20 protein-coding genes and 1 tRNA gene are annotated in these 26,533 nt (G+C 68.5%); 9 read left to right on the forward strand and 12 right to left on the reverse strand.

Annotated features, from left to right (window positions below; genetic code table 11):
- Positions 1-96: 96 nt before the first annotated feature.
- Positions 97-1,851, reverse strand: a complete 1,755-nt coding sequence (locus B072_RS44200; RefSeq protein WP_018533178.1) for a glycoside hydrolase family 35 protein — start codon at positions 1,849-1,851, stop codon at positions 97-99.
- Between the two features lie 149 nt (positions 1,852-2,000).
- Between B072_RS44200 and B072_RS0127535 the strand changes: the two genes are divergently transcribed.
- The 5 genes from B072_RS0127535 to B072_RS44205 all read left to right on the forward strand — a co-directional run bounded on the left by B072_RS0127535 (position 2,001) and on the right by B072_RS44205 (position 8,999).
- On the forward strand, positions 2,001-2,888 hold the full coding sequence (locus tag B072_RS0127535) for a helix-turn-helix domain-containing protein (RefSeq protein ID WP_018533179.1): 888 nt from the start codon (positions 2,001-2,003) through the stop codon (positions 2,886-2,888).
- A gap of 6 nt (positions 2,889-2,894) precedes the next feature.
- A complete protein-coding gene (locus B072_RS0127540; protein WP_018533180.1) occupies positions 2,895-3,239 on the forward strand; it encodes a chorismate mutase in 345 nt (114 codons plus the stop codon).
- 175 nt (positions 3,240-3,414) lie between these two features.
- Positions 3,415-5,910, forward strand: a complete 2,496-nt coding sequence (pepN, locus tag B072_RS0127545) for an aminopeptidase N (protein ID WP_018533181.1) — start codon at positions 3,415-3,417, stop codon at positions 5,908-5,910.
- A gap of 258 nt (positions 5,911-6,168) precedes the next feature.
- Complete coding sequence (locus B072_RS0127550) at positions 6,169-7,554, forward strand: pyridoxal phosphate-dependent decarboxylase family protein (RefSeq protein ID WP_018533182.1); 1,386 nt, start codon at positions 6,169-6,171, stop codon at positions 7,552-7,554.
- Complete coding sequence (locus tag B072_RS44205) at positions 7,551-8,999, forward strand: lysine N(6)-hydroxylase/L-ornithine N(5)-oxygenase family protein (RefSeq protein WP_018533183.1); 1,449 nt, start codon at positions 7,551-7,553, stop codon at positions 8,997-8,999. Before B072_RS0127550 ends, B072_RS44205 begins: the two co-directional genes overlap by 4 nt.
- 15 nt (positions 9,000-9,014) lie before the next feature.
- Here B072_RS44205 and B072_RS0127560 read toward each other — a convergent pair whose 3' ends face one another.
- The gene (locus tag B072_RS0127560; RefSeq protein ID WP_018533184.1) at positions 9,015-10,817 is read right to left on the reverse strand and encodes a bifunctional metallophosphatase/5'-nucleotidase; all 1,803 of its coding nucleotides are present in this window, start codon (positions 10,815-10,817) and stop codon (positions 9,015-9,017) included.
- 154 nt (positions 10,818-10,971) lie between these two features.
- Here B072_RS0127560 and B072_RS0127565 point away from each other — a divergent pair, with 154 nt between their 5' ends.
- Entirely contained in the window at positions 10,972-11,676 is a 705-nt protein-coding gene (locus B072_RS0127565; protein ID WP_018533185.1) for an SIMPL domain-containing protein, read from the forward strand.
- A gap of 176 nt (positions 11,677-11,852) precedes the next feature.
- Positions 11,853-13,289: a pyruvate kinase gene (gene pyk, locus B072_RS0127570; RefSeq protein ID WP_026246361.1), complete on the forward strand. Its 1,437-nt coding sequence runs from the start codon at positions 11,853-11,855 to the stop codon at positions 13,287-13,289.
- A gap of 65 nt (positions 13,290-13,354) precedes the next feature.
- On the opposite strand, the gene B072_RS0127575 is transcribed toward pyk, so the two are convergent.
- From B072_RS0127575 to B072_RS0127585, 3 genes are all read right to left on the reverse strand, one after another.
- Entirely contained in the window at positions 13,355-15,301 is a 1,947-nt protein-coding gene (locus B072_RS0127575; RefSeq protein ID WP_018533187.1) for an alkyl/aryl-sulfatase, read from the reverse strand.
- A gap of 146 nt (positions 15,302-15,447) precedes the next feature.
- Positions 15,448-16,218 carry a helix-turn-helix domain-containing protein gene (locus B072_RS0127580; protein ID WP_026246362.1) on the reverse strand — a complete coding sequence of 257 codons (771 nt, stop codon included), beginning with the start codon at positions 16,216-16,218 and terminating at the stop codon, positions 15,448-15,450.
- Between the two features lie 106 nt (positions 16,219-16,324).
- A tRNA-Leu gene (locus B072_RS0127585) sits at positions 16,325-16,399 on the reverse strand.
- A gap of 106 nt (positions 16,400-16,505) precedes the next feature.
- Here B072_RS0127585 and B072_RS0127590 point away from each other — a divergent pair.
- Entirely contained in the window at positions 16,506-17,162 is a 657-nt protein-coding gene (locus B072_RS0127590; RefSeq protein ID WP_018533189.1) for an ANTAR domain-containing response regulator, read from the forward strand.
- A 73-nt stretch (positions 17,163-17,235) separates the two neighbouring features.
- Here the strand turns inward: B072_RS0127590 and B072_RS0127595 are convergent, their stop codons facing one another.
- The 6 genes from B072_RS0127595 to B072_RS47455 form a co-directional block, all read right to left on the reverse strand.
- Entirely contained in the window at positions 17,236-17,952 is a 717-nt protein-coding gene (locus B072_RS0127595; RefSeq protein ID WP_018533190.1) for an ABC transporter ATP-binding protein, read from the reverse strand.
- Entirely contained in the window at positions 17,949-18,800 is an 852-nt protein-coding gene (locus B072_RS0127600; RefSeq protein WP_043244863.1) for an ABC transporter ATP-binding protein, read from the reverse strand. The genes B072_RS0127595 and B072_RS0127600 overlap by 4 nt, the downstream gene beginning before the upstream one ends.
- Positions 18,801-18,805: 5 nt before the next feature.
- A complete protein-coding gene (locus B072_RS0127605; RefSeq protein WP_026246363.1) occupies positions 18,806-20,599 on the reverse strand; it encodes a branched-chain amino acid ABC transporter permease in 1,794 nt (597 codons plus the stop codon).
- Positions 20,600-20,604: 5 nt separating this feature from the next.
- On the reverse strand, positions 20,605-21,531 hold the full coding sequence (locus B072_RS0127610) for a branched-chain amino acid ABC transporter permease (protein WP_018533193.1): 927 nt from the start codon (positions 21,529-21,531) through the stop codon (positions 20,605-20,607).
- Positions 21,532-21,681: 150 nt separating this feature from the next.
- Positions 21,682-22,911 (reverse strand): branched-chain amino acid ABC transporter substrate-binding protein, encoded by a 1,230-nt coding sequence (locus B072_RS0127615; RefSeq protein ID WP_018533194.1) that lies wholly within the window; start codon positions 22,909-22,911, stop codon positions 21,682-21,684.
- A 422-nt stretch (positions 22,912-23,333) separates the two neighbouring features.
- The gene (locus tag B072_RS47455; protein WP_018533195.1) at positions 23,334-23,981 is read right to left on the reverse strand and encodes a hypothetical protein; all 648 of its coding nucleotides are present in this window, start codon (positions 23,979-23,981) and stop codon (positions 23,334-23,336) included.
- A 147-nt stretch (positions 23,982-24,128) separates the two neighbouring features.
- Here B072_RS47455 and B072_RS0127625 point away from each other — a divergent pair, with 147 nt between their 5' ends.
- On the forward strand, positions 24,129-26,072 hold the full coding sequence (locus B072_RS0127625) for a Xaa-Pro dipeptidyl-peptidase (protein WP_018533196.1): 1,944 nt from the start codon (positions 24,129-24,131) through the stop codon (positions 26,070-26,072).
- Here B072_RS0127625 and B072_RS0127630 read toward each other — a convergent pair.
- Positions 26,041-26,523: a PaaI family thioesterase gene (locus B072_RS0127630; RefSeq protein ID WP_018533197.1), complete on the reverse strand. Its 483-nt coding sequence runs from the start codon at positions 26,521-26,523 to the stop codon at positions 26,041-26,043. The genes B072_RS0127625 and B072_RS0127630 overlap by 32 nt on opposite strands.
- Between the last annotated feature and the right edge of the window lie 10 nt (positions 26,524-26,533).

The raw sequence follows: 26,533 nt of genomic DNA on the forward strand, positions 1-26,533 counted from the left end.
CCGCTGCCGAACAGCACGCGCCTGTACGTCCACCGGGTGCGGTGCGGTGCGGTGCGTCGGCGGCAGCGGGCCCGGCGGGGCCTCTCGCACAGCTCCCTAGGACAAGTGGACCCGCATCTCGTCCGCAGCCCGGTCCAACTCCAGCACCCACACCTCGTTCGCCCCCTCGCGCAGCACCGGCCCGGGAACGTACAGGGAATCCTGCGGGCCGGCACTCCAGTACCGTCCCAGGCAGAACCCGTTCACCCACACGAACCCCCGCGCCCAGCCGGGCAGTTCGAGCGCCGCGTCCCCGGCCCCGGACACCTCGAACACCCCCCGGTACAGCCCGCGCCGCCCCGCCCCGGGCACCGCCGGAGCCACCGGAAGCTCCGCCACCGCACCGGAGGTGAACGCGTCCAGGCGCAGCCCCCGCGCCCGCACCCCGTGCACGAACTGCCGCTCGTGCAGCAGACCGCCCACGATTCCCTTCGGCTCACCCAGACACGGCCCGTAGTTGACCCGCCCCAGGGACTCCACCCACAGCTCCACGCGCGCGTGCCCGGCCACCGGCTCACCCAGCACCGGCTCCTCCTCGGTGAGAACCCCGGCCCGCTCGCCGTCCACGTACACGACCGCCAGATCCCGCAGCCCCCGCGCCCGCAGCTCATAGGCACGCCGCGGCCCGGGCACCGTCACCGCGTACCGCACCAGACCGCGGTCCACGTCCAGCTCCTCGAACGACGGCGGCAGCGCGTGCTCCGACTCCGGCCCGCCCAACGCCTCCAACACCCCCTCCAGCGGCGTGAACGACGTCAGCTGCGCCGAGACGGGCGCCGCGAGCGCCGCCGGCTGCTCCGGCACCTCCGGCAGCGGCCCCTCCGCGTACCGGCCCAGCACCTCCCGGAACAGCCAGAACTTCTCCGTGGGGCGGCCGAACTCATCGATCGGGGCGTCATAGTCGTACGACGTGACATCCGGCTGCAGCACACCGTCGTGCAGCGCGCCCCCGCCCCGGTTCGCGCCCGCCCAGCCGCCGAAACTCGTCCCGCCGTGCGCCATGTACAGGTTCACCGACGCCCCGCACTCCAGGATCTCCTCCAGCGCCCGCGCCGCGTCCCGCGCGTCGCGCACCGTGTGCTCCGCACCCCAGTGGTCGAACCAGCCGCACCAGAACTCCGCACACATCAACGGCCCCTTGGCCCGGTGCCCGCGCAGCGTCGCGAAGCCCTCGCGCGCACGGGAGCCGAAATTCACCGTCGCCAGAATCCCCGGCACCGAACCGCCCGACAGCATGTGGTCCTCGGGCCCGTCCGACGTGAACAGCGGCACCTTCACCCCCAGTTCGAGCAGGAGGTCGGCAAGAGCACGCAAGTAGAGACGGTCCGAGCCGAAACTGCCGTACTCGTTCTCCACCTGCACCATGATCACCGAGCCGCCCCGGTCGATCTGCCGCTCCACGATCTGCGGCAGCAGCACCCGGAACCAGCGCTCCACACAAGCCATGAACTCCGCGTCCCGCGACCGGACCCGCGACCCCAAGGGGCCCGTCAGCCAGTGCGGAAGCCCCCCGTTCTCCCACTCGGCACAGATGTACGGGCCCGGCCGCGCGATCACCCAAAGACCCGCCTCCCGCGCCGCGTCCAGGAACCGCCCCACCGCCGCGACGTCGTCGACCTCACCGGGGCGCGGCTCGTGCAGATTCCACGGGACGTACGTCTCCACACAGTTCAGGCCCATCGCCTTCAGCATCCGCAGCCGGTGCGCCCACTGCTCCTCGTGCACCCGGAAGTAGTGCAGCGCCCCCGACAGCAGCCGCACCGGCCGGCCGTCCACCTCGAAGTCGTCCTCGCCCACCCTGAACTCGGCCATCACGTCCCTCTCGCTCACGATCAGGCCGCCACTGTCACCTCTGGCGGACGACACGGTCCATGGACAAAGATCAGCTCTTGTTGGACGGCTCTCGGTGGGCCGTCCTCGGGGGACGGGAAGGCCGCGCGAACCACCACAGGAGGGGACACATGTCCGCATACCACACCTGGATGCGCTACTTCACACCCAGCCCGGTCCACCACCGCCTCGGCCTGGTCTGCCTCGGCGTCGGACTCCAGCACGGCCTGCTCCCCGCCGTCGGACCCCGCACCCTCGACCACCACGTCGCCGTCGTCATCACCGCCGGCGGCGGCTGGTACCAGGACCCCGACGGCCGCCGCACCACCCTCACCGCCCCCGCCCTCATCTGGCTCACCCCCGGCCGCCCCCACCACTACGGCGCCGACCCCGACACCGGCTGGGACGAGTGCTTCGTCGACTTCACCGGCCCCGCCACCACCACGTACACCGAACTCGGCTACATCGACCCCGAGCGGCCCGTCGTCCCCCTCTCCGACGCCGCCCAGGCCCGCGCCACCGTCGGCCGCATCGCCCGCGCCGCCCGCCGCGGCAACCCCCTCCTCGAGGTCGAGACCGGCGCCGCCGTCCACGAACTCCTCGTCGCCCTGCGCCGCGCCCGCGCCGACATGGCCCCCGACGGCGACCCCGTCCTCCAGGCCCTCGCCCGCGACGCCTTCCAGCCCCTGTCCGTCGCCGAACACGCCGCCCGGCACGGCATGACCCCCGCCGAACTGCGCACCGCCGTCCGCCGCGGCGCCGGCTGCAGCCCCAAGGACTACCTCCTCGGCATCCGCCTCGGCCGCGCCAAGGAACTCCTCGCCGCCACCGAACTGCCCGTCGCCGCCGTCGCCCGCCGCGTCGGCTACGACGACCCCGCCTACTTCTCCCGCCTGTTCACCCGCCGCGTCGGCACCGCCCCCGTCCGCTTCCGCGAACAACAGGGCCGCGCCGTACCCGGCGGCTGGTCCGACAAGATCCCCGACCCTGACGACCCACCCATGCTCCACGTAGGCTGACCCGTCATGACCACCAGCAAGCCCGCCCACCAGTCGGAAGTCGACCCCGCCGTCCGCGCCGAGCTCGCCCGCCTGCGCGACAGCATCGACAACATCGACGCCGCCGTCGTCCACATGCTCGCCGAGCGCTTCAAATGCACGCAGCAGGTCGGCCACCTCAAGGCCGAGCACGCGCTGCCCCCGGCGGACCCGGCGCGCGAGGCCCGGCAGATCGAGCGGCTGCGCCAGCTCGCGGAGAACGCGAAACTGGACCCCGCCTTCGCCGAGAAGTTCCTGAACTTCATCATCAGCGAGGTCATCCGGCACCACGAGCAGATCGCGGCCGGTTCAAGTCCCGATCCGCACAAGTAAGCCCCTCCGGCGATTGAGGAGCGGGGCCCGGGGCGCAGCCCCATGACCCCGGCACCGTTGCCGGGTCCAGCACCGTCATGGCTGGTCCCGCCCCCCGGCGGAGCCGCCCCGCACCCCGGGCGGGGCACAACAACCACCCTGGCCCCCCGCCGGAGGCGTACGGCAGCATGGCCCCATGCCCGTACTGACGCGCGACGAAGCGCAGACCCGAGCCCGGCTCATCGACGTGACGCACTACACCGTCGACCTCGACCTGAACCGCGGCCCCGACACGTTCGACTCCCGCACCGCGATCCGGTTCACGGCCCGCACCGCGGGAGACACCTTCGTCGAGCTCAAGCCCGCCGAACTGCGCACCGCCACCCTCGACGGCACGCCCCTCGACCCCGCCGCCCTCGACGACAACCGGCTCCCGCTCACCGGCCTCACCAAGGGCGAGCACGAGCTGATCGTCGACGCCACCATGCGCTACTCGCACACCGGCGAGGGCATGCACCGCTTCACCGACCCCACCGACGGCGAGACGTACGTCTACACACAGCTGTTCATGGACGACGTGCAGCGCACCTTCACCGCCTTCGACCAGCCCGACCTCAAGGCACGCTTCGACCTCACCGTCACCGCGCCCGAAGGCTGGACCGTCCTCGCCAACGGCATCACCGAACACCTCGGCGAAGGAAAGTGGCGCGCCGCCACCACCCCCCTCCTGTCGACGTACCTCGTCGCCGTCGCCGCGGGCCCCTGGCACTCCATCCGCACCGAACACCGCGGCCTCCCCTTCGGCCTGCACTGCCGCCGCTCCCTCGCCCCCCACCTCGACGCCGACGCCGACGAGATCCTCGACGCCACACGCGCCTGCTTCGACCGCTTCCACGAGAAGTTCGACGAGCCCTACCCCTTCGACTCCTACGACCAGGCGTTCGTCCCCGAGTTCAACGCCGGCGCGATGGAGAACCCCGGACTCGTCACCTTCCGCGACGAATTCGTCTACCGCTCCGCCGTCACCGACACCGAGCGCCAGACCCGCGCCATGGTCATCGCCCACGAAATGGCCCACATGTGGTTCGGCGACCTCGTCACCCTCAAGTGGTGGGACGACATCTGGCTGAACGAGTCGTTCGCCGAGTACATGGGCTACCAGACCCTCACCGAAGCCACCGCCTACAAGGACACCTGGGTCGACTTCGGCGTCGCCCGCAAGGCCTGGGGCTACGACGCCGACCAGCGGCCCTCCACCCACCCCGTCGCCCCCGAAGCCGTCGAGGACACCGCCTCCGCCCTCCTCAACTTCGACGGCATCTCCTACGCCAAGGGCGCCTCCGCACTGCGCCAACTCGTCACCTGGCTCGGCGAGAAGGACTTCCTCGCCGGAATCAACACCCACTTCCAGCGCCACAAGTTCGGCAACGCCACCCTCGCCGACTTCATCGACTCCCTGTCCTCGGGAGCCTCCGGCACCGACCGCGACGTCCACGCCTGGGCCGACACCTGGCTGCGCACGACGGGGGTCGACACGCTCACCGGCCGCGTCGAGACCGGCGACGGCTGGACCCTCACCGTCGACCAACAGGGCAGCCGCCCGCACCGCGTCGCCGTCGGCCTCTACGACCGCGACCCCGTCGACGGCCGCGCCTTCGTGCTCCGCGAGCGCCTCGACGTCGACGTCCCCGGCGGGCCCCTCACCTTCCACGGCCCCCGCCCCGCCCTGATCGTCCCCAACGACCAGGACCTCACCTACGCCAAGGTCCGCCTCGACGCCACCTCCGAGGAAGCCGCCCTGCGCGGCCTCTCCGGCGTCCCCGACCCCCTCACCCGCGCCCTGCTGTGGAACACGCTGCGCGACATGGTCCGCGACGGCCAACTGGCGCCCTCCGACTACCTCACCACCGTCGAGGCCCACCTCTGCGCCGAGACCGACCTCGCCCTCGTCCAAGGCGTCCTCGCCTTCGCCCACACCCAGGTCGCCGACCGCTACACCACGCCCGCCGACCGGCCCGCCGCCCTCACCCTCATCACCCGCCTGTGCGAGGACCTCATCCGCCGCACCGAGGACGGCAGCCACCCCGGCCTGCGCCTGACCGCCGTACGCCACCTCGTCGACGCCGCCCAGTACGCCGACGTCATCCGCGACTGGTACGACTCCGGCGCCGTCCCCGGCGGACCCGAACTCGACCCCGAACTGCGCTGGCGCATCCTCGGCCGGCTCAGCGTCCTCGGCGCCGTCGACGACGCCGTCATCGAGGCCGAACTCGCCCACGACCCCAGCGCCGTCGGCCAGGAAGGCGCCGCCCGCTGCCACGCCGCACTGCCCGACCCGCAGGCCAAGGCCGCCGCCTGGGACGCCATGTTCACCCCCGACACCGGCGGCGAACTGTCCAACTACCTGTTCACCGCCACCGCCCAGGGCTTCTGGCAACCCGAACAGGCCGACCTCCTGCGCTCCTACGTCCCCCGCTACTTCACCGACGCCCCCACCCTCGCCGAGCGGCGCGGCCCCGCCATCGCCGCCGCCGCAGGCCGGTACGCGTTCCCCGAGTACGCCATCGACACCGACACGCTCCGCCTCGGCGAGCAGTGCCTCACCGAGGGAGCCCCGACACCGTCGCTGAGCCGCAAGCTCGCCGACCAACTGGACGACCTGTCCAGGGCGTTGAAGGTGCGGGGAGCCTGAATCCCCGCTGAGCAGGACGGGCGCGCGGATCAACCGCGGCCGCGAAGCCGTCGCGGCTGATCCGCGCAGTTCCCCGCGCCCCTGACGGGACGCTTCCCCCCGCCCCTATACACCACCAACACCCTTTCCCCGCACAGCAGTACCTCTTTCGGGTTCCCTTCCCGCAATTGCCACTGGCCCCATTCCCATAGGGCCAGAATCTGGTGCATCACGGCCACCTGGCCGCGACGCACCGGCCACGCACCCCGAAGGACCCGCATGAGCACGCTGCCGCCCCTAGCCGGAGGCGCCCAGGGCCCCGACGCCCTACGGCCCCTGCTCAACACCGTCCTCGACGCGCTGCACGAGGGCGCCGTCCGCCGCGGCGGCCCCCTCCCGGCCGGCGGACCCGACACCGTCACCGCCGAACTCCACCACCACGTACGAGAGTTGCTGCCCCAGCACGGCACCGGCGCCGACGAAGCCCTCCGCACCCTCGTCACCGCCCTCGCCGCCGGCGCCGCCGACCCCGCCGACCCGCTGTGCGCCGCACACCTGCACTGCCCGCCGCTCGCCGTCGCCACCGCCGCAGACCTCGCCGCGAGCGCCCTCAACCCCTCCATGGACTCCTGGGACCAGGCCCCCGCCGCCTCCGCCCTCGAAGCCGACGTCACCACCACCCTCGCCCGCGAGGCCTACCCCCAGGCCCCCCGCCCCGACGCCCTCGTCACCACCGGCGGCACCGAGGCCAACCAACTCGCCGTCCTCCTCGCCCGCGAGACGAACCCCCACCCCGAGCCCGTCCAACTCCTCGTCGGCGAGAACGCCCACCACAGCCTCGCCCGCGCCACCTGGCTCCTCGGCCTGCCCGAGCCGATCACCGTGCCCGCCCCCACCGGCACCCTCGACCCGGCCGCCCTCGACGAAGCCCTCACCGACCTGCCAGGACCCAAACTCGTCGCCGCCACCGCCGGCACCACCGACGCGGGCCTCATCGACCCGCTCCCCGAGATCGCCGACCTCTGCGACCACCACGGCGCCCGCCTCCACATCGACGCCGCCTACGGAGCCGGACTCCTGTTCAGCGCCCGCCACGCACCCAAGCTCCACGGCCTCGACCGCGCCCACACCATCACCCTCGACCTGCACAAACTCGGCTGGCAGCCCGTCGCCGCCGGACTCCTCGCCGTCCGCGACCGGACCGACCTCGACGAGCTCACCCACACCGCCGACTACCTCAACGCCGACGACGACACCGAAGCCGGGCTGCCCGACCTCCTCGGCCGCTCCCTGCGCACCACCCGCCGCCCCGACATCCTCAAGATCGCCGTCACCCTCAAGGCACTCGGCCGCACCGGCATCGCCACCCTCGTCGACCAAGTCATCGGCCTCGCCCACCACTTGGCCCGCCTCATCGACGTACACCCCGACTTCGAGCTCTACGACACCCCCACCCTCTCCACCGTCCTCTTCCGGCCCACCGGCGCCACCGACGAACACCTCGCCGCCGTCCGCCGCAGCCTCCTCACCGAAGGCCGCGCCGTCCTCGGCCGCGCCCGCATGGACGGAAAGCTCTACCTCAAAGCCACCCTGCTCAACCCCCACACCACCCCCGACGACCTCACCGCACTGCTGAAACTGGTGGAAGGACACACCCCCCGATGAACGCCGCGCCCGACCCGCACCCTGCCGGCCAGCCCACCACCGAAGCACCCCGCGACCTCGTCGGCATCGGCATCGGCCCCTTCAACCTCTCCCTCGCCGCCCTCACCCACCCCCTCACCGAACTCGACACCGCCTTCTACGAACAACGCCCCGCCTTCCACTGGCACCCCGGCCTGCTCATCGAAGGCGCCACCCTCCAAGTCCCGTTCCTCGCCGACCTCGTGACCCTCGCCGACCCGGCCAGCCACTGGACCTTCCTCAACTACCTCAAGACCCGCGAACGCCTCTTCCCCTTCTACTTCGCCGAGCGCTTCCACATCCAGCGCGCCGAATACGACGCCTACTGCCGCTGGGTCAGCGAGAACCTCCCCGGACTCCACTTCTCCCACCAGGTCGACGCCGTCCGCTGGAACCCCGAACGCACCCTGTTCGAAGTCGACTTCACCCAACTCGACGCCGACGGAGAAGCCGAAGCCCTCGGCCGCACCTACACGAAGAACGTCGCCCTCGGCGTCGGCACCGAACCCTTCGTCCCCGAACCCCTCAGGCCCCTAGCCGAAGCACCCACCGTGCCCGTCATCCACTCCGCCGACTACCTCGACCACCGCGAACGGCTCCTCGCCGCCGACCACATCACCGTCATCGGCAGCGGCCAGTCCGGCGCCGAGATCTTCCTCGACCTCCTCAGGCACCGCCCCGCCGGACACGAGAAGATCCACTGGCTCGCCCGCACCGAAGCCTTCGCACCCATGGAATACAGCAAACTCGGCCTCGAACACTTCACCCCCGACTACACCCGCTACTTCCACGGCCTGCCCGAACGCGAACGCGACCGCCTCGTCCCCGACCAATGGCAGCTCCACAAGGGCATCGACGCCGACACCATCGCCGCCATCCACGAAGAGCTCTACCAGCGCACCCTGCACGGCGGCTGGCCCGACGCCACCCTCACCCCCGGCGTCAGCGTCCGCACCGCCGGCCGCGTCGCCACCACCAAGGTCGAACTCCACCTGGAACACCGCCAGCAAGGCACCCGCTCCCGCCTCACCACCGACGCCGTCATCCTCGCCACCGGCTACAAAGAACGACCCATCGACCGCATGCTCGCCGGCCTCGACCCCTACATCCGCCGCGACAGCACCGAACGCCCCCGCATCGACGAGAACTTCCGCCTCGTCCTCGACGACTCCGTCGCAGGCAACATCTACGTACAGAACGCCGAACGCCACACCCACGGCGTCGGCGCCCCCGACCTCGGCCTCGCCGCCTGGCGCAGCGCCACCATCCTCAACTCCCTCACGGGCAAAGACCCCTACCCGCAGCCGCAGCGCACCGCCTTCACCAGCTTCGGCCTGCACCCCGCCGGCCCACACGACCACCGCGCCCCCCACCCCGCGCACAACCGGGCAGGGGAGCGCGGCACCATGGTCAAACTCCAGGGCTAGCCGACACCGGACCGCTTAGAACACCGGCGTCCCGTCCCGCGTCAACTTCCAGTCCACCGACGCGAAATCAGCCGGGTCGAGGACGCCCTTCGCCGTCACCCACTCCGCGATCCGCGTACGGATCTCGATCGACTCCGCCCACAGCTCCTGCGCGTTCGCCACATGCGGGAACGCGCCACCACCATTGGCCCGGTAGTTGTTCACCGCGAACACGAACCGCGCCGCGTCATCCAGAGCCGCACCACCGAACGTCACGTTCTTGATCCGCGACCCCGCCGGCTGCGCGATGTCGATGTCGTACGCCAGCCCCGACACATAGTCGTAGTTGTAGTCAGGACGGTTGCCCGCGTTCGTCAGCTTCTCCACGTCGACCGCCGCACCCGCCGCCGTCTGCACGAAGTACTCCGCCGAATACTCCAGGTACGCCCGCACCTGCGCACCCGTCATCAACTTCGCCACCAGCGTGTTGTCGTACACGTACAGACTCGACAGGTCCCGGATCGTCACATCCCCGGCCGGGATCTGCGACGTACGCGAGAACGGCGACGCCTGCGACAACACCGGAAGCGACGCGTACTCCGTCGACTTCAGCGCCTCCGTCACCACATCGGCCTGCACCTTGTTGATCAGGTCGATGATCGGCGCGTCCTTGTACCGGGCATCCACCGTCGTCAGCGTCGTCGTCGCCTGCCCGACCACCTGGTTCACATACGTCACGACCAGATCGTGGTCCGCCTTCAACAACTTCGTGATCTTCGGGTCGTCCGCCACCGAAGCCGAGTTCAGCAACTTCGACGACACCGACTCGACCGACCAACGGCCCTTCTCCCACACCAACTCGAAGTCGAACAGCGCCAACCGCTCCGCGTAGCACAACGGCTCCGCCAGAACCGTCGTCCTCCCCGTCTTCTCGTTCGTCACCAACTGCTGCTCGATCTCCACATGCGCGTGCCCGACCAGGATCGCGTCGATGCCCGGCACCTTCGCTGCCACACTCGCCGCCGCGTTCTCCACGTACGGCAACTGGTCACCCCACGACGACGTCCCCGACGCACCCGAGTGCGCCGAGATGATCACGACGTCCGCACCCATCGACCGCAGCTTCGGCACCCACAGCGCGGCCTGCTCCTCAAGCCCCGGGAACTTCAACACGCCCTGCACATAAGCCTTGTCCCAGATCGCGATACCCGGGTTCGTCAGCCCCAGAATCGCCACCTTCACGTCCTTGCCGTGCGGCGTGCGCAGCTTCTTGATCACGTACGGCTTGAAAGCCGGCTTCTCCGTCTTCGCGTCCACCGCGTTCGCGCCAAGCAGCGGGAAGTTCAGCTGCGACTCGAACTTGCGCAGCGTGTCGATGCCGTAGTTGAACTCGTGATTGCCGAGCGCCGCCGCGTCGTAACCGATCGCGTTCATCGCCTGCGCCATCGGATGCACCGGCCCGTTCGCCGCCGTGATCGGGTCCACCCGCGCGAAGTAGTACGTCAGCGGCGTGCCCTGGATCGTGTCACCGGCGTCGATGAGCAGCGTGTTGCGCCGCCCCTTCTCCTCACGGACCTGCTGCACCAGCGTCGAGATCCGCGACAGACCCTGCGCGTTGCCCGCCGCGTCCGTGTACGCGGCGTCCTTGTAGTAGTCCCAGTTGAAGACGTGCCCGTGCAGATCCGTCGTCCCCATCACGGTGAACGCGTACCGCTTCTGCTTCTTGGACCCGTGCTCACCCGGAGCGGCCTCCGCCGGAGCGGCCACCGCACCGGCCAGCGCGACACCCGCACCGGTCGCGGCGGACTTGCCCAGGAAGGATCTGCGGTTCAACGGCATGGAAAGGCTCCTGACCTACGGACAACGAACACGAACACTCGGAACATTGGCAACGCGCGTAGATTCTGGCCCAGGAACACCACCCCGCAACAGGCCCCACAGGTTTCGATCTGGTGTCCTGCCACCGAACCCGAACCATGCCAAAGTGGGGCCCATGACCCACGAGGACCAGAACCTGAGCGTGCCCTATGGAACCCCTGAGGCACCACGCCTGGCCGTCCGCGGCGAAGCCCACCTCGAAGCCGACCCCGAACTCGCCCGCATCGGCATCACCGTCAACGCCCGCGGCACCGACCGCCGCGCAGCCCTCGACGACCTCACCCACCGCAACACAGCCGTCCTCGACCTCGTGAAGACCTACGGCGACGCCGTCGACACACTCGAGACCGGCACCTTCACCCTCACCCCCGAACTCACCAAACACGGCCGCGGCGAACGCGTCCGCACCTACCACGGCACCGTCCACCTCACCGCCGAACTCAACGACTTCACCGCACTCGGCGAACTCACCACCCGCCTCGCCGACCTCGAACTCACCCGCGTCGACGGCCCCTGGTGGTCCCTGCGCCCCACCTCGCCCGTCCACGCCGCAGCACGCCAACAAGCCGTCCGCGAAGCCGTCCAACGCGCCCGCGAATACGCCGAAGCCCTCGGCACCACCCTCGCCGCCCTCGTCGAACTCGCCGACATCGGCGCCGAAGGCCGCACCGCCCAGTTCGACCGCGCCATGGTCCGCACCTCCGCCGCATTCGCCGGCCCCGCCGACGACACCGCCCCCACCCTCGACCTCGAACCCGCACGCCAACACATCCACGCCGCCGTCAACGCCCGCTTCACCCTTCACCCCCCGACCCTCTGAAGGGCCGCCGACGAGCCGCCGACGAGCCTCTGACACCCCTCCCGATTGCTCATCAGAGCGCAATGCCGCGCATATTCAAAACTTGGCGACTCTTGTCAATAGCCCTTCACGCAAAGCTCGTTGAGTAGTCATACCCATCCAATTCCCTACCCGCCGGTAGGGCCTAGGCTCGAACCATGCGCCGAGCAAAGATCGTCTGTACTTTGGGCCCCGCCACCGACTCGTACGAGCAGATCAAAGCACTCGTAGAAGCCGGAATGGACGTAGCCCGCCTCAACCTCAGCCACGGCACCTACGCCGAACACGAGGAGCGCTACCAGCGCGTGCGAAAGGCCTCCGACGAGACCGGCCGCAGCGTCGGCATCCTCGCCGACCTTCAAGGCCCGAAGATCCGCCTCGGCCGCTTCAGCGAAGGACCCGTACTCCTTGAACGCGGAGACGCGTTCACCATCACCGTCGAAAACGGCATCCAAGGCGACCGCCAACGCTGCGGAACCACCTACAACGGCCTCGCCGAAGACGTCACCCCCGGCGAACGCATCCTCGTCGACGACGGCAAAGTCAGCCTCCAAGTCACCGGAGTCGACGGCCCCCGCGTCCACACCCAAGTCGTCGAAGGCGGCATGGTCTCCGACCACAAGGGCCTCAACCTCCCCGGCGTCGCCGTCTCCGTCCCCGCCCTCAGCGACAAGGACGAAGCAGACCTCCGCTGGGCCCTGCGCACCGGAGCCGACATCATCGCGCTCTCCTTCGTACGCACCGGACGCGACATCGAAGACGTCCACCGCATCATGGACGAAGAAGGCCGCCGGCTCCCCGTCATCGCCAAGGTCGAAAAACCCCAAGCGGTCGACAACATCGAGGACATCGTCGCCGCATTCGACGGCATCATGGTCGCCCGCGGCGACCTCGGCGTCGAAATGCCCCTCGAACAAGTCCCGATCGTCCAGAAACGCGCCATCAAACTCGCCAAGCGCAACGCAAAACCCGTCATCGTCGCCACACAAATGCTCGACTCGATGATCGACAACTCCCGCCCGACAAGAGCCGAAGCCAGCGACGTCGCCAACGCCGTCATCGACGGCACCGACGCCGTCATGCTCTCCGGCGAAACCAGCGTCGGCAAATACCCCATCGAAACCGTCAAGGTCATGGGCCGCATCGTCGAAGCCGCAGAAGAAGACATCCTCGCCAAAGGCCTCCCGCCCCTGACCGAACGCAACAAACCCCGCACCCAAGGCGGCGCCGTCGCCCGCGCAGCCGCCGAAATGGGCGACTTCCTCGGCGCCAAATTCCTCGTCGCCTTCACCCAGTCCGGCGACACCGTCAAACGCCTCTCCCGCTACCGCTCACCCATCCCGCTCCTCGCCTTCACCCCCGAGTCCGCGACCCGCTCGCAACTCAACCTCACCTGGGGCGTCGAAACCTTCCTCGGCCCGCACGTCGACTCCACCGACGCCATGGTCTCCCAGGTCGACGAAGAACTCCTCAAGATCGGCCGCTGCCAGAAGGGCGACATCGTCGTCATCACCGCCGGCTCCCCGCCCGGCGTCACCGGCTCCACAAACCTCGTACGCGTCCACCACATCGGCGAGGACGACAGCCCCAAGTAGCCGGGTACACATCAATAGTTGAGGGCCGCACCCAGGCCGATGGGGTGCGGCCCTCGTCCGCGTACCTACGGGGTCACGATCGCGAAGTTCGGATCCGGCTTGTCGACCACAGCCAGCAACTTCGTCAACAGCGACGCATCACCCTCGACCTTGATGTCCCCAAGCCCCTTGCCACCCAGCAGCGCCAGCAACTGCGCCTTGGACATGGTCAGCGTGACACCGGCACCACTGTCCGCCTCGTCATCACTCCTGTACGTCAACACGCCGTTCCGCACCGTCAAGTGGTACACCACACCCAACGCCGGGAAACTCCAGTCCATCCGCATCTTCAGGTCCCACGCCTTCGGACCATCGATCCGGATCGCCACCGAATCGATGAGCTGATCGACACTCAGCGCCATCATCATCGTCGGACTCACCGTCGTCGACTCACCCGTCCTGACGCCACCGGTCAACTCCATGGCGCCCGTGAGATAGAAGTTCCGCCACACCGCGTTCTCCGACGCATAACCCAACTTGGTGTAGATCCCGGCCAGTTCGCGCCTCGCCACCTTGTTGTCCGGGTCGGCGAACACCACATGGTTGAGAAGAGTCGCCGCGAACCGCAGATCCCCGTCCCGCTCGAACCCCTTCGCCTTGGCGATCGTCGCCGTACGACCACCCAACGCCTTCACATACCGCTTCGCCTCATCAACCGGCGTGTGCTCCCAGAGATGAGCCGGGTTCGCATCGAACCAACCCATGTACCGCTGGTAGATCCCCTTCACGTTGTGCGACAACGACCCGTAGTACCCACGGTTCGCCCACACCTCAAGAGCCGGCGGCAGCTTGATCTCCTCGGCGATCTCCTTACCGGTCATCCCGATGTTGATCATCCGAAGGGTCTGGTCGTGCATGTACGCGTACAAGTCCCGCTGCACGGCCAGTAGTTCAGTGATTTCCTCGCCGCCCCACGTCGGCCAGTGATGCGACGCGAACGCCACATCGACACGACCGTCGAGAATGTCGATCGACTCGTTCAGATAGTGCGCCCACTCCCGCGCGTCACGCACCTGCGCACCACGCAACGTAATGATGTTGTGCATCGTGTGCGTCGCGTTCTCCGCCATGCACGCGGCCCGCAGATCCGGGAACACGAAGTTCATCTCGGCCGGAGCCTCGGTCCCCGGCGTCATCTGGAACTCGATCTTCACACCGTCGAACGTCTCGACCTGACCCGTCTTCGAGATGCTCCTGGTCGGCGGAATCAACCCGACAGAGCCGAGCGAGACATTCTGCCCCAGGCCACAACCGACCTGCCCCTTCGCCGACTTGGGCAGATGCGCGCCGTACATGTACGACGACCGACGCGTCATCGCCGTACCCGCGTACACGTTCTCCGAGACCGCGTGCTCAAGGAACCCGTCCGGAGCGACCACGGGTACGTCCCCCGCCCCGCCCGGCAGCACCCCGTACGCGCCGCCGAAGTGATCCACGTGCGGGTGCGTGTAGAGGAGAGCGGTCACCTTCTTGTCGCCCCGGTTGTCCCGGTACAGCTTCAGCGCGGCCGCCGCCGTCTCCGCCGAGATCAGCGGGTCGATCACGATGATGCCCGTGTCACCCTCGACGATCGTCATGTTCGACAGGTCGAGCCCACGGACCTGATAGATACGGTCCGTCACCTTGTACAGGCCCTGCTTGCTGACCAGTTGGGACTGCCGCCACAGGCTCTTGCTCGCGCTCTTCGGCGCGTCTCCCTTCAAGAAGCCGTAAGCGTCGTTGTCCCAGATCACCTTGCCGTCGGCGTTCTTCACGACACCCGGCGTCAGCGCCGCGATGAAGCCCTTGTCGGCGTTGGTGAAGTCCGCGGTGTCGTCGTAGTTCAAGTCGCCCTCGCCCGTCGCGCCGATGCCGTTCCCCGAGCCGCCGTCATGTCTCTCCGAGGCGACAGCGGACTCGGGGCTCACCGCCACGGCCGCGGCGGCGGCACCTGCCGCGGCGGCGACGAAGCTGCGCCGGTTGATGGGGCTCATGCGTACCTCTTCGGACGACGTGGGCGGGGTGGGTCTTGCGACCCTGAACATCGTCCGAGGCGGGAGGGGCGGTCAAGGCTTCCCGTGGATATTGGGGCAGGTCCCACGGGGTGGGTGGGGGTGATGTGACGGGTCATATTGCGGGGTCAGTGCTTGGGGCCCACGTGGAGGTCCATGAGGGCTACGGCTTCTTTGCGGGCGACTGAAATGTTGTGCTGATTGGCTTGCTTCCAGGCGACGCCGAGTTTGTCGAGGGTGTCGGTGTAGAGCCGCCGGACGTCCTCGGACTTGTTGGTGAAGAAATACCGGGGGTACTTGTAGCGCTTGCGCTCGCCGCCGATGACACGGGTCGTCCAGTTTGTGATGCGGCAGCCGTCCGAGTGGATCAGGCCCCGGATGAACTCCCACGGGTAGGCGTCGACGATCTCCTGTTGCCATGGTTCGAGGGCAATCTTGCGGTTGTGCTTCTTGCCGGGGCCGTGCTGGGGGAAGAGGCAGGGCCAGTGGCGGCTGTATCCGACGACTGAGACGTATCCGACGGCTTGGACGCGATAGGACTTCTTGACCGGGTTGATCGCCGTCAAGGCGGCAGCGCATGCGTCGATGAGGCCGGGATAGGCGTCGGCGCACGCAATCCTGAGGTAGAAGCCAGATCGCATTCCCGGGCTGATGCAGCCGTCGCCGAGATAGAGACCCAGGAGGTAGCTGTACGCCGCCTCGTCGGTCGGCAGCCCGGGGGCCGGTGCGCATCTGACGCAGGGCGGTACGTGACCCTGCATCCGGGGGAGCGGCTCGATACGTGTCTGCCAGGCGCGGATCGCTGCGCGTGAGACCCCGGTTTCCTTGCTGACCGAGTTCAGGCTGCGTCCCTGGGCGACCAGCGCCAACGCTCGCTCGCGCGTGCTCATGTCGTACATGTGGGCAGCCTGGGAGATTGCGCGGCGCGACGCGCAGCAAAAAGCGGATGTTCACGAGAACGTGAGCATCCGCTATGGGTGATCAACCTTCGATTCGAAGGAAAAGTGCCCCGAGTCGGACTCGAACCGACACTGTATGGGTTTTGAATCCATTGCCTGCTGCCAATTGGGCTACCGGGGCTCGCGGAATCGAAGGTTAACCCTGACCCGCTGCCCGACCACCATACCGCAGCTAGGTAGGCTCTTGGGAGCAGTACCCCCGCCCTGCATAACCAAGGAGCGCCCCCGTGACCGCCCCCGAGTCGCCCCAGCCCGCCGACGCCGTCGACGACGACAAGTCGCACGTCCCGCCGCTGACGACCCGTGTCGTCATCGCCGAGGACGAGGCCCTGATCCGCCTCGACCTCAAAGAGATGCTCGAGGAAGAGGGCTACTCCGTCGTGGGCGAGGCCGGCGACGGTGAGCAGGCCATTGAGCTGGCCCGTGAGCACAGGCCCGACCTGGTGATCCTCGATGTGAAGATGCCGAAGATGGACGGCATCAGTGCGGCGGAGAAGATCGCCGAGGAGTCGATCGCTCCGGTGCTGATGCTGACGGCGTTCTCGCAGCGTGACCTCGTTGAGCGGGCGCGGGATGCCGGTGCGATGGCGTACCTGGTGAAGCCGTTCAGCAAGAGTGATGTCGTGCCGGCGATCGAGATGGCCGTCTCGCGGTTCACGGAGCTGAAGACGCTGGAGAAGGAGGTCGCGGACCTCACTCAGCGTCTGGAGACGCGGAAGCTGGTGGACCGGGCGAAGTCGATTCTGCAGACGGAGTACGGGCTGACGGAGCCGGCGGCGTTCCGCTGGATTCAGAAGACGTCGATGGACCGTCGGCTGTCGATGCAGCAGGTGGCCGAGGCGGTCATCGAGGACGCCGAGGAGAAGAAGGCGTCGAAGGGCTGATCAAGCCCTTCCGTCGGTACGTGAATGAGGCCCGCGTCCCCATCAGGGGCGCGGGCCTCATTCACGTATGGGCTCAGTCTTCGCCGAGGTAGGCCTTGCGGACGGATTCGTCGTGGAGGAGGTCTTGGCCGCTGCCGGACAGGACGATGGAGCCGACTTCCATGACGTGGCCCTGGTCGGCCAGGGAGAGCGCGGCCTGGGCGTTCTGTTCGACGAGGAGGATGGTCGTGCCCTGGGACTTGAGCTCTGCGATGGTGGCCATGATCTTCTGCATCATGATCGGGGAGAGGCCCATGGAGGGTTCGTCGAGCATGAGGAGTTTGGGCTGGGACATGAGGGCCCGGCCCATGGCGAGCATTTGTTGTTCGCCGCCGGAGAGGGTGCCTGCTGCCTGCTTCCTTCGTTCGCCCAGGATGGGGAAGAGGTCGTAGGCGCGCTGCATGTCCTTTTCGATGCCTGCGACGTCTTTGCGGAGGAATGCGCCGAGTTGGAGGTTTTCCGCGATGGACAGGCGGGGGAAGATGCGTCGGCCTTCGGGGGAGTGGGCGAGGCCCATGGCGACGATCTTGTGGGCGGGGACGGAGGTCAGGGGCTTGCCGCCGAAGGTGATCTTGCCGCTGAGTGGTTTGAGCAGGCCCGAGAGGGTGCGCAGGGTCGTGGTCTTGCCGGCGCCGTTGGTGCCGATGAGGGTGACGACCTGTCCTTCTTCGACGCTGAAGGTGATGCCTTTGACGGCTTCGATCTTGCCGTAGGCGACCTTGAGGTCTTCGACCTCGAGCAGTGCGGTCACTGGGCGTCCCTTTCCGCGGTGGTGCCGGCGGCCTGGGCTTCTGCCGCTTGTACGTCTTCGATGGCGGCGTCTTCGGGGGCGCCTTCGAAGGGGGTGCCGAGGTAGGCGGCGATGACGCGTTCGTCGCCCTGGACGACGTCGCTGGTGCCTTCGACGAGTTTTTCGCCTTGGACGAGGACGGCGACGCGGTCGCAGAGGTTGAAGATGAAGCGCATGTCGTGCTCGATGACGAGGACGGCGATGCCCTTGTCGCGGATGGCGAAGACGAGTTCTTCGGTGGCGCGGGTTTCTTGGGGGTTCATGCCGGCGGTGGGCTCGTCGAGGAGGAGCAGGCCGGGTTCGCTGGCCATGGCGCGCGCGATTTCCAGCTTGCGCTGTTCTCCGTAGGGGAGGTTGCGGGCGAGGTGGTCGCGTTTGTGGTCGAGGCCGATGAACTGGAGGAGTTCCATGGCGCGTTCTTCGGACTGGCGCTCGGCTTTGCGGAAGCCGGGGCCGCGCAGGAGGGCGGACCAGAGGCCTTCTTTGGTGCGGGTGTGGCGGCCGACGAGGACGTTTTCCAGGACGGTCATGTTGGCGAAGAGCCGGATGTTCTGGAAGGTGCGGGCGATGCCGGCCTGGGTGACGAGATGGGGCTTGGGTGGGAGGACGGTGCCTTTGTAGGCGACGCGGCCTTCGGTGGGGACGTAGAGGCCGGTGAGGCAGTTGAAGAAGGTGGTTTTGCCTGCGCCGTTGGGGCCGATGAGGCCGACGATCTCTCCGGTGTTGACGGTGAGGTCGACGGAGCGGACGGCGGTGAGGCCGCCGAAGCGCATGGTGACGCCGCTTGCTTCGAGGACGGTGTTGGTCATGGTGGTCACGCCCCCGCCTTGGTGGTGGCCGGTTCGTCGGCGTCGGGCAGTCTCTGTTCTGGTACGTCGAGTTGGCCGGTCTCGTGGAATTCGAGTTGGCGGCGGCGGTTGGCGATGATGCCTTCGGGGCGGAAGCGCATGAGGAGTACGAGGGCGATGCCGAAGGCGAGGAGTGACTTGTCCTGGAGGAAGACGAGCTTTTCCGGGAGCAGGTAGAGCAGGGCGGCGCCGAGGAGGGGTCCGGAGACGGTGCCCATGCCGCCGAGGACGACGGCGGCGAGGAGGAATGCGGAGTTCGGGGGTGTGGAGCCGGCGAACTGGTAGGGGTTGGGGACGACGCTGTAGGTGACGTGGGCGCTGACGGTGCCGGCGAGGCCTGCGAGGGAGGCGCCGAGGGCGAAGGCGACGAGTTTGACGCGGAAGCCGTTGATGCCCATGGCGGTGGCGGCGGTTTCGTCTTCGCGGATGGCGATCCAGCTGCGGCCGATGCGGGAGTCGGCGGCGCGGGTGTAGACGAGGACGACGATCGCCATGATGAGGACCATCAGGAGGTAGTAGTTGGCGAAGCGTCCGAGGGTGAAGCCGGCGACGTCGTGGGACTGGCTGAAGTCGATGCCGAGGATGTGGAGGTCGGGGATCGACGGGATGCCGTTGGGTCCGTTGGTGATGTCGGGTCCGGAGTCGCCGTCCATGTTGTTGACGGCGATGCGGAAGATCTCTCCGAAGCCGAGGGTGACGATGGCGAGGTAGTCGCCGCGCAGTCGGAGGGTGGGGGCGCCGATGAGGACGCCGAAGATGAGGCTGGCTGCGGCGCCGGTCAGGGCGGCGGCCCAGAAGGGGAATTGGACGCCGGAGAAGCGGGAGAATTCGGAGCCGGAGACGAGGGCGGCGGTGTAGGCGCCGACGCCGAGGAAGGCTACGTAGCCGAGGTCGAGGAGGCCTGCGAGGCCGACGACGATGTTGAGGCCGAGGGCGACGGTTCCGAAGATGAGGATGTTGACGCCGATGTTGGCGTAGTGGTCGTCGGTCTGGGTGAAGGGGAAGGCGATGGCCGCGGCGAAGCCCATGGCGAGGGTGAAGCTGCGGTTTTTGGCGACGAGTCGGGAGAACTGGTCGAGGAGGCCTGCGGTGTGCAGGGCCCAGACGGCGAAGACGACGACGATGAGGTAGCCGATGAAGAGTTCGCCGTATTCGGTGTCGATGCCGTAGGTGAAGACGAAGAGGCCGACGATGGTGACGGCGGTGATGATGAGGCGCTGGATCCAGGGGGTGGGGAGGGGCGCCGGGGGGATGTCGGGTTTGGCGAGGTAGGCGCGGAACGTTTCCTTGGTGCTGTGTTCGCCTGCTCCTTGTTGGGGGAGGGCGAAGGCGCCGAGGAGGGGGAGGAGGGAGGCGACGGCGGCGATCCAGGCGCCTGGTTCGAGGTTGGCGAGGCCGCCGAGTTTGGCGGCGATGGCGATGGCGGTGAACCAGGTGGTGCCGAAGGCGCCGAGTGCGGTGAGTGCGGCGGGTGCGTTGCTGGTGGTGAGGGCGCGTAGGCCGGGTGTGCCGTAGTGGGCGAGGCCGACGAGGGCGGCGAGGGCGCCGCCGATGAGGGTGAGCCACTGGAGTCCGCCGGGGTAGCCGGTGATGGTGAGGTCGCCGGGGAATTCGGCGGTCCAGGTCCAGGCGAGGAAGGCGGAGGCGGCGGTGGCGATGCCGCCGGCGAGGAGGAGGGCGCGGGCCGCGGTGGGTGGCAGGGGGACGAGGCCGCGGGTGGGGGCGTTGGTGGTGGTCATGGTGTCGGTGGTGTTCGTCATGGTGGTCACGCCCTGTCCGCGACGCGTTCGCCGAGCAGGCCTTGTGGTCGGAAGAGGAGGACCAGGATGAGGAGGCAGAAGGCCCAGACGTTGCCCCAGGTCTGGCCGCCGAGTTGTTGCATGCCGGGGACGCCGTCGATGTAGGCGGAGGCGAGGGTTTCGGCGACGCCGAGGACGAGTCCGCCGAGCATGGCGCCGTAGATGTTGCCGATGCCGCCGAGGACCGCGGCGGTGAACGCCTTGAGGCCCATGAGGAAGCCCATGCGGTAGTCGATGGAGCCGTATTTGAAGCCGAAGGCTATGGCGGCGACGGCGGCGAAGAGGCCGCCGATGGCGAAGGCGATGACGATGATGCGGTTGGTGTCGATGCCCATGAGCTGGGCGGTGTCCGGGTCTTGTGCGGTGGCCTGCATGGCGCGGCCGGTGCGGCTGCGGCGGACGAAGAGGGCGAGGGACGACATGCAGACGACGGCGGCGACGATGAGGAAGAGGTCGCCGTCCTGGATGGTGACGTTGCCGATGTCGTGGGAGCCGCCGATGCTGGGGAAGGGGCGGGCGCGGTCGGCCTTGGGGTAGAAGTTGCGGACGACTTCCTGGAGTGCGAGGGAGAGGCCGATGGCGGTGATGAGCGGTGCCAGGCGTGGGGCTCCGCGCAGGGGTCTGTAGGCGAATCGTTCGGCTCCGACTGCGATGAGGACGGCTACGAGGCCGCCGCCTATCAGCATGAGGGGGAGCAGGATCCACATCGAGGTGCCGGACGGAAGGATCAGCGAGACCGTGAGGGCGCCGAAGGCTCCGGTCATGAAGATCTCGCCGTGCGCGAAGTTGATGAGCTGGACGATGCCGTACACCATCGTGTAGCCGATGGCGATGAGCCCGTACATCGAGCCGAGGAGCAGCCCGTTGGCCAGCTGCTGCGGCAGGGTGTTCACCGCGTGGCCTCCATGTCGCTGGTGGTGGGTGTGTGCACCGGTGGGGTGCGGGGGGTGGTGTGAGAACGGGCCGCGCGGTCGGGGTCGTCCTGCCGCGCGGCCCGTGGTGGTGCCTGGGGGTCGTGGATCAGCTGACCAGCTGAGGCTGGGTCAGTTCTCCTCGTAGGTGCCGGTCTTGACGGCCTTCCAGGCGCCGTCGGTGACCTGGTAGACGGTGAGCTGCTTGTTGGCGGTGTCGCCGTACTCGTCGAAGGAGACCTTGCCGGTGATGCCGTCGAAGTTGGACTTCTGGACTTCTTCGACGACCTTGGAGCGGAGGTCGTCGCCGGTGGGGAGCTTGCCTCCGTTGGCTTCCTTGACGGCCTTCACGGCGTTGATGATGGCGGTGGCGGCGTCGTAGGAGTAGCCGCCGTAGGCGCCGTAGTCGCCCTTGTAGCCCTTGGCCTTGTACTCCTGGACGAAGGCCTTGGCGGCGGGGAGGGTGTCGACGGGGACGCCGACGGAGGTGGCGAGGTCGCCTTCGGCGGCCTTGCCGGCGGTCTCGATGTAGGTGGTGGCGAACATGCCGTCGCCGCCGAACAGCGGGATCTTGACGCCGGCTTCCTTGAGCTGCTTGGTGATCAGCTGGGACTCGTCGTACTGGCCGCCGTAGTAGAGCAGGTCGGCCTTGGAGGACTTGATCTTGGAGACGAGGGCCGCGAAGTCCTTGTCGCCGGTGTTGACGTGGTCGGTGCCGACGGCCTTGCCGCCCGCCTTGACGAACTGCGCCTTGAAGATCTTGGCGAGGCCGGCGCCGTAGGTCTGCTTGTCGTCTACGACGAAGGCCTTCTTCTTCTTGAGCGTGTTGTAGGCGTAGTCGGCGGCGAATCCGCCCTGGAGGGCGTCGGTGGTGGCGGTGCGGAAGTACGTCTTGTAGGCGCGCTTCTTGGTGCCGCTCTGCCAGTCCTTGCCCTGGGTGAGGGAGGGGTCGGTGTTGGAGGGCGAGATCTGCACCATGTTGGCGGAGGCGAAGACCTGCTGCATCGACTGTGCGACACCGGAGTTGAGGGGGCCGATGGCGCCGACGACGGACTTGTCGCCGACGAGGCCGGTGGCGTTGGACTGGCCGGTGGCGGGCTGGGCCTTGTCGTCGAGGGCCTTGATCTTGAAGGTGACGCCGTCGACGGTCTTCTTCTTGTTGGCGTCGTCGACGGCGATCTTGGCGCCGTACTGGATGCCGAGTCCGGTGGTGGAGTTCTCACCGGAGAGGGGAGCGTCGACGCCGATGGTCAGCGTGGTGGAGCTGCCGCTGTCGCCGCCCTTGTCTCCGTTGTCGTCACGGGACCCGCAGGCGGTGAGGGTAAGAGCTCCGGTGGTGAGCGCTGTGGTGAGTATGAGCAAAGAACGGTGTCGCACGATCAATCCTCTCCCTGGCGCGGCTCCCGTGGTCGGGGGCCGTATGTCTCGCCGGGCCGTACTGGGGTCGTACAGGGCCGTGCAGCAGACGCGCCCGGCGGCGCGGTGACTGGCCGTGACTATAAGCGCAGGTGGGGGCGTGGGGCACTGTGCGGGAAAGGCTGTGACGCTCTTGTTATGCCGGGGTGGTCGTGTGGGGGAGCAGTAGGTGCGATTGGGACTTTTGGGTGTGGTCGGCCGGTGGGTGGGGGGAGCGAACACGCAGTTCCGCTAAGGAACTTGAGTTGATCTTGGTCCTTACATGGGTGGGTGGTGGGGAGGCCCTTGTCGGTGGGAAGTGTCCTGTGGGAGGGGTGCGGAGTCCGTGCTGCGGTGCATTGCTCTGTTTCGGCAGAGGTAACGGTGTGTTACCGGCGTGTGAGGCCTGCCGGGCGGGTGGGCGGTGGCACCGTGGCGGGGAAATCGGTGCAGGCGGCACGTAGTTGCTGGTCCAGGTCGTGGGGGAAGGCGCCGCCGAAGAGGTAGCTGTGGTGCTGCCGCGCGCGTTCGTTGCGGATCACCAGGTCGAGGTGGGGCAGGTCGATGTCGCGCCGGGGGGTGGTGCACTCGCGTACGCGGATCCGCACGGTGAGTCGTTCGGCGCTGCCCGCCCTCACCGTCAGTGGCAGCCGGGGTGTGGTGGTCGTGGCGAACTCGACGAAGGGGAGGGTGAGTTGGCTGACCGTGACCGGGCTGCCCTGTTCGACGCGGACCAGGAAGCGGTAGCGGTCGTCGCCGCGCTGCCCCTGGTAGTGCAGGTAGGTGACCTGCGAGGGCCAGGGGGACGCGGTCGGGGTGGCCGGCGGCGGGCGCAGCAGGAGCAGGGCGGCGGTGGCGGCGCCGGCGCCGAGCAGGGCCCGGACGGTGTGCCGGTGCCAGGGCGACAGTCCGCGCCAACGCTCGTACAGCGTGCGGGGGTTGGTGGTTCCCGCGGTCAGGACGTCCGGGGCGGGGGTGGGTGGGCGCGCGGTGGCGTCGTCCGGTTCGTACGGCTCGACGGGCCCGATGCCGGTCATGCTCGACGGTATGCCGGAGGGTGGGGCTCCGCCAACGCCGGTGCGGATCAAGAAAGTTGTCCGGGCCCTCTGGCGGGCCCGTACGGGGCCGCGATGGAATACCAGGCGTCCCGGAAGTGAACTCCCTTACCGCGCCCAGGAGGCACGATGGTGAGATCCGCACGTATCCCCGGCAGCAGACCCCGCGGCGGGCTGATCCTCGCCACGGCAGGCGCGCTCGTCCTGGCCCTGGCGGCCCCGGCCGCGTACGCGACGCAACAGCCAGCCGCGCGAAGCGAGTTGAAGATATCCGGGCAGGAGACGCAACCTGTCTTCTCGCGCGCGGACGCCGTCTATCAGGAGGTCGACGTCCAGACGGAGGTCGACAGTGACGGCGACGGGAAGCGCGACACGGTCAGGATGCGGATCCTGCGTCCGAAGGAGACCGACACGGCGCACCTGAAGGTCGCCACGATCATCGAGGCGAGCCCGTACTGGGCCGGTGGCAACGATGTCCCGAACCACAACGTGGACCTCGACGAGGACGGTCTCCCGCTCGCCGGGGCGAAGGCGCAACTCGCTTCCGGTAAGCCCGGGTTGACCGGTCCTTCCGTCGCGTACTCCGGCTACTACGACAACTACTTCCTGCCCCGCGGCTATGCGGTGGCGCAGGTCGACAGCCTCGGCACGGGCGGCTCCACCGGCTGTCCGACCTCGGGCGGGCGCAACGAGACGCTGGGTGCGAAGGCCGCGGTCGACTGGCTGGGCGGCCGGGCCAAGGGCTGGGATGCCGACGGCAAGGAGATCCGGGCCGACTGGTCCACCGGGAACGCCGCGATGATGGGCATCTCGTACAACGGCACGCTGCCGACGGCCGTCGCCAGTACGGGAGTCAAGGGCCTCAAGGCGATCGTGCCGATCTCCGGGATCTCCTCCTGGTACGACTACTACCGGGCGAACGGCGGCGTCGTGGCGCCCGGCACGTACCAGGGCGAGGACACCGACGTCCTCGCCAAGTACGTGTACTCGCGCGCCGACCGGGAGATCTGCGAGCCGGTCCTCGACTCCCTGGAGCACGACCAGGACCGCGCGACCGGCGACTGGTCCGCGTACTGGCAGGAGCGCGACTACATCAAGGACGTCGGCAGGATCAAGGCCGGTGTCTTCGTGGTCCACGGGCTCAACGACTGGAACGTGAAGACCAAGAACGCGGGCCAGTTGTGGGAGGCGCTGAAGAAGAACCATGTGCCGCGCAAGCTGTGGCTGCACCAGGCCGGGCACACCAACCCGATGCCACTGCGCATGGAGGAGTGGCTGAGCCAGGTCCACCACTGGTTCGACTACTGGCTGTACGGCATCCACAACGGCGTCCTGAGTGAGCCTCAGGTCGACGTCGAGCAGGCCGACTTCAGCTGGAGGCAGCAGTCCGACTGGCCCGCCGCCGGTACCCGGGACACGACGCTGCGGCTGCGCGCCGACGGCACGCTCGGCAAGGGCGCCGGTCCGGCCGCCGTGCAGTCGCTGACGGACGCGGGCCGCACCGTGCCCGCCGAGCAGCTCGTGACGTCACCGGACGCGGCGAACCCGAACCGGCTCGCGTACACGACGGGCGTACTGGACAAGGACGTTCGCCTCAACGGCGTCCCGTCGGTCGACGTGCGTGCCTCGCTGTCGGGTACGTCGCCGTACGTGACCGCGCTGCTCGTCGACTACGGCCGCGACACCCGCGCCACGTCCGGGACGGTCACCGACACCTCGCAGCAGGTCTGTTACGGCGAGGCCGTGCCGGGCATGGCGGGCGAGACCGGCTGCGCCTACCGCAGCAAGCACGCCATCGAGACGGCCGACTTCAAGATCGTGACGCGGGGCTGGCTGGACGCGCGCAACCGTTCCTCGTACGCGCACCAGTCGAAGGTCGTGGAGGGCCGCGAGTACCGGCTGCGCTGGGACATGCAGCCGGAGGACTACGTGTTCAAGGCCGGGCACCGGCTCGGCGTGGTCCTGATCTCGACCGACTACGACTACACACTGCGATACCCGGCGGGCACGAGGATGACCGTGCGCGCCGGGCTCAGCTCGCTCACGCTGCCGGTGGCGCCGAGTCGGTCATAGGCGAGTCCTTGAGCAGGCAGGTCAGGCGGGCCGTGCAGACCCGCCTGCCCTGCTCGTCGGTGATCACGACGTCGTACGTGGCCGTGGTGCGGCCGCGGTGCGCGGGCGTGGCCACGCCGGTGACCAGGCCGGAGCGGGCGCTGCGGTGGTGCGTGCAGTTCAGGTCGACGCCGACGGCGAGCTTGCCGCTGCCGCCGTGCAGCATCGAGCCGACCGAGCCGAGGGTCTCGGCGAGGACGGCGGATGCGCCGCCGTGCAGCAGGCCGTAGGGCTGGGTGTTGCCCTCGACCGGCATGGTGCCGACGACGCGGTCCGCGGACGCCTCCTTGATCTCGATGCCCATGCGGGTGCCGAGGTGCCCGGCGGAGAACAGGGCGGGGAGGTCGATGCCGTAGGCCGCGTACTCGTCGAGGACCTCTTGCGGGAACTTCACGTGGTTCTGCTCGCCCATGGGGCCCTGC

This window comes from Streptomyces sp. HmicA12 (assembly GCF_000373565.1).
Classification (GTDB): Bacteria; Actinomycetota; Actinomycetes; order Streptomycetales; family Streptomycetaceae; genus Streptomyces.